The following is an 11,307-nucleotide window of genomic DNA, read 5'->3' on the forward strand; positions in this document are numbered from 1 at the left end:
GTGCCGAGGTAGTGCGCACTACCTCGGCAGGAAGGGAACTACCTCGGCAGGACTCCTGCTACCTCGGGGTCACGTGTCGCGCTCGGTGATCGCGTCGTCCTCGCGGTGATCGTCCTCCCCGCCGGGCGGGAAGTCGGCCCGCTCGGGGCGGGCGCGCAGGGCCAGGATGCTCAGGAGCAGCCCGCCCCAGACGACCGCCAGGGACACCACCATCAGCAGGATCGCGGAGCCGCTCATCGGGCCGCCTCCTTCGTCGTCGCCGCCGTGACGGGCGGGTACTCGGGCCAGGCCACGAAGTCGTCCGGGCTACGGCGCCAGCGCGGGAGCGTCAGCACCACGGCACCCACCACGAGCACGACCAGCGTGCCCCAGCCGGCGTACAGCAGGTACGTGGAGTCGTAGCCCTCGTACCCGTTCTGCACCAGGTCGACGATGCGCGAGACCAGCATGTACGCCAGGACGGCCGGGACGACCGCGCCGACGCAGACGTACCACCAGCGGCCCACCTGCGCCGTGGACACGGCGTTGAGGTGGTAGCGCAGCTCGGGGCTGGTGCGCAGCAGCCACACGAGGAACACGCACATGAGCACGGCGGACGCGACGATGCCGACGTTGTTGGACCAGTTGTCGATCGTGTCGAGCGCGATGAGGCCCGTCGTGGTCGAGAAGCCCACCACCGAGAGCACCGCCGCGACGACGCCGATCCACAGCACCGCCGAGCGGCGCGAGAGGCCGAACTTCTCCTGGAAGCCGGCCGACACGACCTGCAGGATCGAGATCAGCGAGGTGAAGCCCGCCATCGCCAGGGACCCGAAGAACAGGGCGCCGAACAGCGGACCCGCCGGCATCTGCGAGACGACGGCCGGGAACGTCACGAACGACAGGATCGGGCCCGTGATGCCCTCGAGGTCGGCGACGGCGACACCCTGCTCGTGCGCGAGGAAGCCGAGGGCGGCGAACACGCCGATGCCGGCGAGCATCTCGAAGCCGGAGTTGGAGAACGCCACGACCAGGCCCGGCGAGGTCAGGTTGGCCCGGCGCTTCCGGTACGACGAGTACGTGATCATGATGCCGAACGCCACGGAGAGGGAGAAGAAGATCTGCCCATAGGCGGCGATCCAGACGTTCGGGTCGCCGAGCGCGCTCCAGTCGGGCGTGAAGAGGGCGTTGAGACCGTCGACCGCGCCGTCGAGGAAGACCGAGCGCACCACGAGCACGGCGAACGCGACCACGAGCAGCGGCAGGAAGACGACGTTGGCCTTCTCGATGCCCTTGGCGACACCGCCCACCAGGACGACGATGCTCACCACCCACACCAGCAGCAGCGGGATCAGCACCGCCGGCACGAAGTCGAGGGAGAACCACGGGCCGCCGTTCGCCGTGTCCGACAGCTGCAGGTAGTCGCCGGTGAAGAAGCCCGCCGTGTCGTCACCCCACTTCAGGGTGAAGGAGTACACGAAGTAGCTCAGCGCCCACCCGATGATCGCGGCGTAGTAGATGGCGATGACGAAGCAGATCATCACCTGGAACCAGCCCAGGCTCTCCAGCCACCGTCGCACCCGGCGGAACACCGTCGGAGGGCCGCCGCGGAACCGGTGGCCCAGCGCGTAGTCGAGGAACAGGATCGGGATGCCCGCGGTCAGCAGCGCGATGACGTAGGGGACCAGGAAGGCGCCCCCTCCGTTCTCGTACGCGACGCCCGGGAACCGCCAGATGTTGCCCAGCCCGACGGCCGAGCCGATCGCGGAGAGGATGAAGCCGACCTGCCCGGTGAACTGCTCCCGGGGAGGCGAGGTGTCAGTGGTCGTGGTGCTCACAGCCGTCGAACCTCCATGGTGAGCGGCGTCGCGTCAACCGTGTCTCACGAACGATGCTGCCTCACCCGGCCGGGGCCGACCAGTCGTCAGCCCTCCAGCAGGCGGCCCACGAGGCCCCCGTGCAGCCGCCCCTCGGGGTCGAAGCGCGCGGCCAGACGCCGGAAGTCGTCGAACCGGGGGTACATCGCCGCGACGTCGTGCGGGTCGAGCGTGCTGACCTTGCCCCAGTGCGGCCGGGCGCCCAGCGGCACCAGCGCGGCCTCGACGGCGGGCAGCACGGCGCGCACGTCGTCCTCGCGGGGCAGCCACGTGAAGTGCAGCCCCACGCAGGGCTCGTCGAACGGGCTGAGCCACAGGTCGTCGGCGGCGACGGTGCGGATCTCGCTGGTCTGCAGCAGCGGCGCGACCTGCGGCCCGAGGGCGCGCAGCGCGTCGATCGCGACGGCGGCGTTCCGGCGCGGCACCAGGTACTCGGACTGGACCTCCTCGCCCGCCGACGGCGTGAACTCCATCCGGAAGTGGCTCAGGCGCTCGTGCCACGGCCCGGCGACGCCGAGCTGCTCCGTGCACGCCGCCGGGTCGACGCCGGGCAGCGGGTGCACGGGGACGGTCTCCCAGCGCAGGAGCTCCGGGGCCAGGCCGCGCACGCTGGGCCGGTCGGCGCGCTCCAGCGACTTGAACCACACGTGCCGCACCGCCGGCTCGTCCCAGCTCGTGAACGCGCTCACCGAGTACGCGGCCGAGGTGATCGCGTCGAAGCTCGCGACGAACGTCTCCCACGGCACGTCGGCCGCCACGTCCTGCCGGATGGCGAACGCCGGCACGGTGCGCAGCTCCACCCGCGTCACGACCCCCAGCGCGCCGAGGGACACCACGGTGCCGGGGAACTCGTCCGGGTCGCCGGCCCGCGTGATGCGGCGCAGCTCGCCCGCGGGCGTCATGATCTCGAGGCCCTCGACGGCGCTCGCCAGGCTCTGGTTCGTGTCCCCGGAGCCGTGCGTGGCGGTCGCGACGGCGCCGGCCACCGAGATGTGCGGCAGGGAGGCCATGTTCCCCAGCGCGCGCCCGGTCGCGTGGAGCGCCTGGGACACCTCGCCGTAGCGCAGGCCCGCGCTCACGGACACGACCTCCCCCTCGGTGCCGCCCGCGTCCGGCGTCAGCGGCTCGACGGCGGGCCGCCCGTCGTCGAGCGCGTCCACCTGGACGTGGACACCTTCGGTGTCCGCGACGTCGTTGAACGAGTGGCGCGACCCGAGCGCACGCACCGGGCCGCCGGCGAGCAGGACGTCGGCGAGCTCCTCCAGCGACGTGGGGCGCGCGACGGAGCGTGCGGAGTACGTGAGGTTTCCGGCCCAGTTGCGATGCACGGCACTACCCTGCCATCCGCGACGCCGTCCCGGCGGCTCAGTCCCGGGACTCGGCCAGGTCGTCGGCCCGCTGGTCGGTCTGCTGGCCGGCCTGCTCGTCGGCGAGGTAGACGGCGAGGTCGGCGACCGCGGCGTCGAGGGCCGCGAGCTCTTGCGGCGTCGGCTCACGGAGCCACTGCACGTCGACGGCGGGGTCGCGGGACGACGCCGCGGGCCAGCGCCAGCGCGCGGCGACGACGCCGTCCACGGCCACGCAGTGCACGTACGCGCCCGCCCGGTCGGGGGGCGGCAGCGCCGGGTCGAGCACCACGGGTCGCGTCTCGCGGTAGGACATCAGCAGCTCGTCGTAGGCCTGCAGCAGGTCGACGACGGGCGCGCCGTCCGGGTCGCCGGTCGTGCCGCGGTCGGCGCGGGCCTGGGCTTCCTGGGACGCCTCGGCCGTCGCCGCCGTGGCGACGAGGGTCAGCCCCTCGAGGTCGCCCCTGCCCGGGACCTGCACGACCTCCCCCGCGTCGGTCAGCGCCGCGAGGGCGGGCCGCAGGGCCCCGGCGGTCAGCCCGCTCCAGTCCCGCAGGTCGTTCGTCGTCGCGAACGCGCGCCCCGGCAGGTAGCGGCGCCACAGCTCGACGACGGCGGCCTCGGCGTCGAACCGCTCGCCCAGCGGCCCGTAGCCCGCGGGCACGCGGTCGTCGAAGGTCGCGTACGACTGGTGCTGCAGGGGGGCGTCGACGGGCGGCGGGCCGCTGATCACGAGCTGCCGCAGCTCCGCGTGCATGAGCATCTGGGTGAACGCGATGCCGGGTGCGTCGGCGTCGAGCACGCCGCGCGCCAGCAGCTCGTCCTTGATCTGGGCGCGGGTGCGCGGGCCGTCCGCCACGGCCGCTGCGACGGCGTCGGCCCCGGGGCCGAGGTCGCCCAGTTTCCAGGACCGTTCCGTCGACGCCATCTGCCGCGCGATGCGCGGGCCGGTGAGCTCCAGCAGCCACCGCGCGTCGTCGGGTCGCACCAGGTGCCACGTGGGTCGCAGCAGGTGGGTGCGCAGCACCTCGCCCGCGGCGAGCGCCGCGTTCGTCGCCGCACGGCCCGGTCGTGCTCCGGGCGGGACGCGCCGCGACACGCCCCAGAGGGCGGGCTGCAGCTCCTGGCCCTGCACGGCGAGGAGCGCACCCACCACCGCGGACGCGTCCGGTGCGGAGGGCTGTCGCAGGCCCGTGGCGGCGAGGCGCGCGGCCCGGACGACGGCGGAGCCGAGCGCCGTCCCGCTCAGACGGGCCGCCCGGCGGGCTCCGCCTCGGCCAGGGGGATGCGGCCGCCCATGCCGACCATCTCCAGCACCTCGGCGACCGCCTCCGACGGCTGGTACAGGCTCACGGGCGTGCCCGTCTCCTGTCCCAGCATGTACACCTGCAGGATGAAGGCCACCCCGGAGGAGTCGATGAACGTGACGTCCCGGGTGTCCAGGACGATGGGGTCGGTGGCGCCCCGTGCGGCGAGCCCTGCCATCGCGTCGCTCGCCGCCTCCCGCAGCGCGGCGTCGACCTCGCCCCAGAGGGTGAGGACGGTCCCGCCGTCGGTGACCCGGGACGTGATGCCCGAGCTCGGTCCGGGGTCGCTGCTCGTGTCGATGTCCATGTGGTCGTGATGCTCCCGTGTGGGGCCGTGCCGGCTGTGGGCGCGGTCCGCGCCCTCTCCGTTCAGCGAACGGCCCGCGTCGAGTGTTCCCCCGTCAGGCGGATTCGTCCAGCGCCCGTACTTTCGGGCGGGTCGAGGCCGAGCCTGGCGGCGCGGAGCGGCCGTCGTCCGCCGCACCAGGGTCGTCCAGATCGGTCACGTCCGCGACCCGTGCGTCGAGGGCGCGCACCAGCTGCGCGCCGTCGACCGTGGCGGACACGCCGTGCCCGCCGCCCCCGACCGACACCGGCCCGGCCTGCGCGACGCGGGAGTCCGCGACCACCGGCCAGGCGCGGAGCGAGCCGAACGGCGTGATCGTGCCGCGCTCGTACCCGGTGACGTCGCGCGCCACCTCCTTGTCGGGCATCGACAGTCGTGACACCCCGAGCAGCGCGCGCAGCCGGGGCCACGCGATGGTGCGGTCGCCCGGCACGAGGACGAACAGGTAGTCGTCGTCACCGCGCCGCACCACCAGCGTCTTGAGGACCTGGCTCGGTGCCACCCCTCGGGCGCGGGCCGCCTCCGCGAGCGAGCCGACCGGCCCGTGCCGCACGATCTCGAACGCGATCCCGGACGCTTCGAGCGCCTCGCGGGTGCGCCGCTCGCCCGGGCTCTCCTCGGCTGCCGGCACTAGGGCGCCTCGTCCTCGCGCGCTGCCGGCTTGTCGGTGCTCGACGTCGAGCCGCCGTCGGAGGACTCGCCCTCCGTGCCGCCGGTGGAGACGACGAGGGTGACCGTGGATCCCTGCGGCACCGTCGTGCCCGCACCGCGGGTCTCCAGCACGACCCCCTCGGCCCCGTCGCCCTCCCCTGGCTCGGTGCGCACCGAGAGCCCGAGGGCCTCCAGCTGCGCGGTCGCGTTCGCCAGGGACTTCCCGGTGACGTCCGGGACGGCCACCTGCTCCGGTCCGCTCGAGACGACGAGGGTGACGGCCGAGCCCTGCTCGACACTCGTCCCGCCGGCGGGGTCCGTCCCCAGGACGTCCCCCTCCGGCACCTCGCCGCTGGCCTGCGAGACCACGCGCGGCACGAGGCCGACGTCCCGCACGGCCTGTGCGGCCGACTGCTCGCCCTGCCCGACGACGTCCGGCACCACGGCCTGCTCCGGGCCGCTGGAGACCACGAGCGTGACGGTGGCACCCTTCGGCACCCGGGTCCCCGCGCCCGCGGTCCGCACGACCTGGCCCTCGGGCGCGTCGCTGGCCTGCGTCGTCGTCGTGACCTTCAGCCCGAGCCCCTGGAGCCTGCTCTTCGCGGCGGCGAGGTCCTGGCCGGACACGTCCGGCACGAGGACCTTCGTCACGGGTGGCTGGGTCGAGCCGTCCGACGTGCCGCCGCTCGGCTTCTTGATCGGCGCGGACGTCGTGCCGTCCCCCGCCTTCGTCCCCGGCGTCGTCGACGCGCCGCCCTTCGTCCCGCCGGGCTTCGCACCGCCGGTCGTGCCGCCCTTCGACGTCGTCCCGTCGGCCTTCGCGCCCTGGCCAGTGCCCTTGCTCTTGTCCGTGCTCTGGTCCGCGCCCTGGCCGGCGCCGCGGGGGTGCTGCGCGGCCTTCTCTTGCGCCGTACCGGTCGAGCCGGCCGAGCCGGTCGAGCCCACGTCCTCGGCCTTCCACGCACGGTTCGGGACGGGACCTGCGGCGAAGAACTCGAAGTGCCACGGCTCGGGCTTCGACCCGTCGTGCCGTGCCCACGACGGGTTGTCCCAGCCGTAGTCCGGACCGTGCACGCGCATCCACACGTACTGGGCGGTGGTGCCGGAGGAGATCGGGACGCCGAGGTCGACCGCGAGCCCCCAGCCGTGGTTCGACCAGCCCGGCGTCGCCGCGAGGTAGCCCTTCGTGGCCTTGAGACGCACCTGCGCGTCGAACGTCCGGTACGAGTCGGTCATCGGGATCGGCACCCCGAACTCCTTCTCGTACTCCGCGCTCAGCGCCATGAGCTGCTCGGCGGCGTCGCAGCGCAGCATGTGCCCGGGGGCGAAGTCGAGGGGGCAGAGCGCCGAGGTCGGGATCCGCCCGTTGGCGTACCCCGCGGTGCTCTTGCCGTACCGGTCGACCAGCTCCAGCAGGCTCGCCGTCAGCGTCGCGCGGGCCGCGACCGTGCCGTCAGCCCGCTGCACCCACGACGTCCCCGCGGGCAGGATGCCGCCGGTGAGCGTCGTCGTCGACGGGTCCAGCAGCGTGGCCAGGCGGGTCGCCGCCACGACGACGTCGTCGAACGTCACCGGCTCCGCGTCGTGGGAGGCATCGTGCTCCGCCTCGTCCTGCGGCGCGTTCTTCGGCGCGTCCTGCGGCTCGTCCTTCGGTTCGTCCTTCGGCTCGGGCGTCGCCGGGCCGCCGGTGACCCGGTGCGCGACGGGGACGACGTGCGCGGCGTCGGGCACCGCCACGGGCTCGGCCGGCGACCCGTCCCGCGACCGGTCCGGCACCGGGGTCGCGAGCGGCGTGGCCGCCTCCGCGCCCGGCGTGGCGAACTGGCCCGCCGCGGCCGACGCCGCCGACTGCTGGGCCACGTACCTGCTGAGGAGCATGCCGAGCTCCGCGGCGGCCTGCTCGACCTGCGGCGTCACCGCGCGTCCCGCGTCCTTCGAGGCGAGCTCGGCACGCTCGAGCACGCCGAGGACCTCCTCGACCGTCGCCGGACCGGTCGACGACGACGTCCCGACCACGCCCACCGAGACACCGCCGCCCAGCGGGCTGCCGGCACCGACCGCCGGCGTGTCCTGGTCGGCGACGCCGACGGCGTTCCACGGGAGGCCGGCCACCGGCGCGGCGAAGAACGCCGCCGCGAGGACGCACGTCGCCGTCGACGTGGCGAGCAGCTTCCCGACGCGCCGACGCCGACGGACAGGAGACTCTGCGGTGACCACGCGCGCCACCTCGTCGGCGTCCCTCGGAGACCTCACGACGCGAACCTCCCCCATCGGCACTGCTCAGGCGCTCGGATCCTGCCACACCTTGGTGTCGTCGTGTGACACGGGCGACAGGACCAGGGTTCCACTGTGCGCCAGACGTCACGCACGTGCCACCCCTGCGGCGAGAGTTCACGCCGACGTCACCCGCACCCCGCCGGGAGGCCGTGCGCCGGCCCGCGACACCCGCTGCCGCCCCGGCCCCCGGCGCGGCAGACTGGTCGGCATGACCACCGTCGACCTCAACAGCGACCTGGGCGAGGGGTTCGGCCGCTGGACCCTGGGCGACGACGAGGCGATGCTCGACGTCGTGTCGTCGGCGAACGTCGCCTGCGGGTTCCACGCCGGCGACCCGACGACGATCCGCCGCACGGTGCGCCTCGCGGCGGCCCGAGGCGTGGCCCTCGGCGCCCACGTCGGCTACCGCGACCTGGCCGGGTTCGGCCGCCGCGACATCGACGTCCCGTCGGCCGAGCTGCAGGCCGACGTCGTCTACCAGCTCGGCGCCCTGCAGGCGCTCGCCGCCGTCGAGGGCACCCGCGTCACCTACGTGAAGCCGCACGGCGCGCTCTACAACACGGCGGCCGTGGACGAGCGGGTGGCGGCCGACGTCGCCGCCGCGGTCGCCGCCGTCGACCCCACGCTCGTCCTGCTCGGGCTGCCCGGCACGCCGGCGCTCGCCGCCGCCGAGGCCGCGGGCCTGCCGACCGCCGCCGAAGCCTTCGCCGACCGCGCGTACACGACCGCCGGCACGCTTCTCCCGCGCTCCGCACCGGGCGCCGTCCTGCACGACCCGGAGGTCGTCGCCCGCCGCATGCTGCGGCTCGTCACCGAGGGCGTCGTCGAGGCCGAGGACGGCACGGACGTCGCGGTGCGCGCCGACTCGGTCTGCGTGCACGGCGACACCCCCGGCGCCGTCGCGATGGCGCGCCGCGTCCGCGAGGCGTTCGACGCCGCGGGGGTCGCCCTCGCACCCTTCGCGCCGGCGCCCGGCCGCTGACCGTGCGCGTCCTGCCCGCCCGCGACGACGCGCTGCTCGTCGAGGTGGACGACCTCGCGCAGGCGCTCGCGCTGCACGCCACCCTCCGCGACGACCCGCTGCCCGGCGTCGGGCGCACGGTGCCCGGCGCGCGCACCCTGCTGGTCCCGTTCGACCCGTGGCGCGTGCCCGCGGCCCGGCTCGCCGCCCTGCTGCGGGCGCGGGCGGCCGCGGCGTTCCACCGGGGCCAGCGCCAGGACGGAGAGGATGGGGAGGACGAGGGGAGCGCGGCGGGCGTCGGGCGACTCGTCGAGATCCCCACGGTGTACGACGGCGAGGACCTGGAGGACGTCGCGCGGCTGCTCGGCTGGAGCCCGCAGGAGGTGGTCCGGCGGCACACGGCAGCGGCGTGGGTGGTGGGGTTCGTCGGCTTCGCGCCCGGGTTCGCGTACCTGACGGGCGACGACTCCGGCCTCGTCGTGCCGCGGCGCGAGACCCCGCGCACGCGCGTCCCGGCGGGCGCCGTGGCGCTCGCCGGTCCGTACTCCGGCGTCTACCCGCGCGCCAGCCCGGGCGGGTGGCAGCTCGTCGGGCGCACCGGCGTCGTCACGTGGGACCCCGACGTCGACCCGCCCACCCCGTGGTCCCCCGGTGACCGCGTGCGCTTCACGCCCGTGCGGGAGTCCGTCCGCGCCGCGGGCGGTCGTCAGGTCGGCAGCTCGAGCCCGGGTCGGCAGCTCGAACTGCCGCCCCGGTCTCAAGGTGCCGACCTGATCGACGCGACCCTGGAGGTGCGGACCCCCGGGGTGCAGGCGCTGGTGCAGGACCTCGGGCGGCCCGGGCTCGCGCACCTCGGCGTGTCCGCCTCCGGCGCCGCGGACCCGCGCAGCCTGCGCGCCGCGAACCGTGCCGTGGGGAACCCCGTCGGCGCGGCCGCCGTCGAGGCCGCGGGAGGCGGGCTGCGGCTGCGCGCCCGGGGCGATGTCGTCGTCGCCCTCGCCGGCGCGGACGCGCACGCCGTCGTGCACCGCGGCGGCGACCCGGACGACCGCCGCCGCGCGCCGCTCGCGAGGGCGTTCCGCCTGCGCGACGGCGACGAGCTGGCGCTGGGCCAGCCCGAGCGCGGGCACCGGACCTACGTCGCCCTGCGCGGAGGCATCGACGTCCCACCGGTCCTCGGCTCGCGCGCGACCGACGTCCTCGGTCACCTCGGCCCGCCACCCCTCGCACCCGGCACCGCCCTGCGCTGTGAGCGGGCGATTGGCCCTGCCGACCGCCGGAAACAGGGCCAACCGCCCGCTCACCACGGGGTGGGGGCGGTGGCGGTGGACGACGTCGGGGCGCCCGACCCGGCGACGCTGCCCGCGCCGGGCCGGCTCACGACGCTGCCCGTCGTGCTCGGCCCGCACGACGACTGGTTCACCCGCGACGCCGTCGTCCGCCTCGGGGGACAGGTGTGGACGGTGACCGACCGTGCGGACCGCGTGGGTCTGCGGCTGGACGGCGCGCGCCCGCTGGACCGCACGCCCGCGGCACAGGGCCTGGAGCTGCCCAGCGAGGGCTGCGTGACCGGTGCGCTGCAGGTGCCGCCGGACGGGCTGCCCGTCCTGTTCGGGGTCGACCACCCGCTGACGGGCGGGTACCCGGTGGTCGCGGCGGTGGCGTCGACGCACACGTGGCTGCTGGGCCAGCTGCCGCCGGGGGCGCGGGTGCGGTTCCGCCTCTGACCTCAGGCGCGGCGCCCGAGCAGGCTGTACGCGTTGGGCAGGCGCCCGTCCCAGGCAGCGGCGTGCAACCCGTCGGGCCGCCAGAACGGGTCGGGGTGCTCCTCCAGGTGCTCCAGCTCGAACCCGGCACGACGGCACGCCATGACGATCTCGGCGAGCGTGCGCTGCCGCTCGACGGCGCCATGGCCGGGGAACGTGTCGTTGACGTGCGACCGCTCGAAGTACCCGCGGTCGGGTCGCACCCGGATCTCGTCGGTGTCCCACTCCCACAGCGGCACCAGCGGGTGCGCCTCGTAGACGTAGAACCACCCGCCCGGGCGCAGCAGCCGCCGCACCTCGGCGAGGAACGCGGCGAGGTCGGCGACCCAGATGAGCGCGCCCTTGCCGGTGTAGACCAGGTCCGCGCAGGCGTCGTCCAGCCCGCTGTCGGGGAGCGTGGCCCGCGTGTACCGGCACGGCAGGCCGAGCTCGTCGGCGCGGCGCTGCGCGCTCGCCACCGGCGCCGCGCTGTAGTCCAGCCCGTGCACGGACCGTGCGCCCAGACGCGCGAGGGCGAGGTCGTCCAGCCCGTGCCCGCTGAGCGGGTGCACGACGTCCGCCCCCGGGACGATCGGGCGCAGCACCTCGACCTCCGCCGGCAGCAGCTCGACCGTCCGCGCCTGCTCCAGCAGGTCGTCGTACTCGTCGGTGTACTTGCGCGACGCGACGGCCCAGGCGGCGCGCGTCTCCTCCCCGGTGGCGTCCATGGAGGCACCCTGTCACCGGCGCACGGGTCGGGCCCAGGGATTTCGGGGGGCTGCGGGATCCCGCGGCCGGGGACGACGAAGGCCCGGCAG

10 protein-coding genes are annotated in these 11,307 nt (G+C 75.2%); 2 read left to right on the forward strand and 8 right to left on the reverse strand.

All coding sequences use genetic code 11. The annotated features are described in order from the left end of the window. Positions 1-69: 69 nt before the first annotated feature. From ACFT55_RS15055 to ACFT55_RS15085, 7 genes are all read right to left on the reverse strand, one after another. A complete protein-coding gene (locus ACFT55_RS15055) occupies positions 70-237 on the reverse strand; it encodes a methionine/alanine import family NSS transporter small subunit (protein WP_380244652.1) in 168 nt (55 codons plus the stop codon). Beyond that, positions 234-1,817: a sodium-dependent transporter gene (locus tag ACFT55_RS15060; RefSeq protein WP_380244653.1), complete on the reverse strand. Its 1,584-nt coding sequence runs from the start codon at positions 1,815-1,817 to the stop codon at positions 234-236. The genes ACFT55_RS15055 and ACFT55_RS15060 overlap by 4 nt, the downstream gene beginning before the upstream one ends. Before the next feature lie 86 nt (positions 1,818-1,903). Continuing rightward, positions 1,904-3,184: an FAD-binding protein gene (locus ACFT55_RS15065; protein ID WP_380244654.1), complete on the reverse strand. Its 1,281-nt coding sequence runs from the start codon at positions 3,182-3,184 to the stop codon at positions 1,904-1,906. A gap of 37 nt (positions 3,185-3,221) precedes the next feature. Continuing rightward, positions 3,222-4,358: a DNA glycosylase AlkZ-like family protein gene (locus ACFT55_RS15070; protein WP_380244655.1), complete on the reverse strand. Its 1,137-nt coding sequence runs from the start codon at positions 4,356-4,358 to the stop codon at positions 3,222-3,224. Positions 4,359-4,447: 89 nt separating this feature from the next. Beyond that, positions 4,448-4,816, reverse strand: coding sequence for an STAS domain-containing protein (locus ACFT55_RS15075; RefSeq protein WP_380244656.1), 369 nt, complete (start codon positions 4,814-4,816; stop codon positions 4,448-4,450). A gap of 94 nt (positions 4,817-4,910) precedes the next feature. Further along, on the reverse strand, positions 4,911-5,486 hold the full coding sequence (locus ACFT55_RS15080) for an aminoacyl-tRNA deacylase (RefSeq protein ID WP_380244657.1): 576 nt from the start codon (positions 5,484-5,486) through the stop codon (positions 4,911-4,913). Next, complete coding sequence (locus ACFT55_RS15085; protein ID WP_380244658.1) at positions 5,486-7,759, reverse strand: PASTA domain-containing protein; 2,274 nt, start codon at positions 7,757-7,759, stop codon at positions 5,486-5,488. The genes ACFT55_RS15080 and ACFT55_RS15085 overlap by 1 nt, the downstream gene beginning before the upstream one ends. Before the next feature lie 232 nt (positions 7,760-7,991). Here ACFT55_RS15085 and ACFT55_RS15090 point away from each other — a divergent pair, with 232 nt between their 5' ends. Together ACFT55_RS15090 and ACFT55_RS15095 are read left to right on the forward strand one after the other, a co-directional pair. After that, the gene (locus tag ACFT55_RS15090; protein WP_380244659.1) at positions 7,992-8,765 is read left to right on the forward strand and encodes a LamB/YcsF family protein; all 774 of its coding nucleotides are present in this window, start codon (positions 7,992-7,994) and stop codon (positions 8,763-8,765) included. A 2-nt stretch (positions 8,766-8,767) separates the two neighbouring features. Next, positions 8,768-10,471, forward strand: a complete 1,704-nt coding sequence (locus ACFT55_RS15095; protein WP_380244660.1) for a carboxyltransferase domain-containing protein — start codon at positions 8,768-8,770, stop codon at positions 10,469-10,471. A 2-nt stretch (positions 10,472-10,473) separates the two neighbouring features. Here ACFT55_RS15095 and ACFT55_RS15100 read toward each other — a convergent pair whose 3' ends face one another. Beyond that, positions 10,474-11,217 (reverse strand): class I SAM-dependent methyltransferase, encoded by a 744-nt coding sequence (locus ACFT55_RS15100; protein ID WP_380244661.1) that lies wholly within the window; start codon positions 11,215-11,217, stop codon positions 10,474-10,476. Positions 11,218-11,307: the final 90 nt, after the last annotated feature.

This window comes from Isoptericola sp. NPDC057191 (assembly GCF_042670225.1).
Classification (GTDB): domain Bacteria; phylum Actinomycetota; class Actinomycetes; order Actinomycetales; family Cellulomonadaceae; genus Isoptericola.

Coding starts and splice junctions, on each gene's coding strand:
- ACFT55_RS15075 (WP_380244656.1), bottom strand. CDS start 4,816: ATGGACATCGACACGAGCAGCGACCCCGGACCGAGCTCGGGCATCACG.
- ACFT55_RS15100 (WP_380244661.1), bottom strand. CDS start 11,217: ATGGACGCCACCGGGGAGGAGACGCGCGCCGCCTGGGCCGTCGCGTCG.
- ACFT55_RS15055 (WP_380244652.1), bottom strand. CDS start 237: ATGAGCGGCTCCGCGATCCTGCTGATGGTGGTGTCCCTGGCGGTCGTC.
- ACFT55_RS15090 (WP_380244659.1), top strand. CDS start 7,992: ATGACCACCGTCGACCTCAACAGCGACCTGGGCGAGGGGTTCGGCCGC.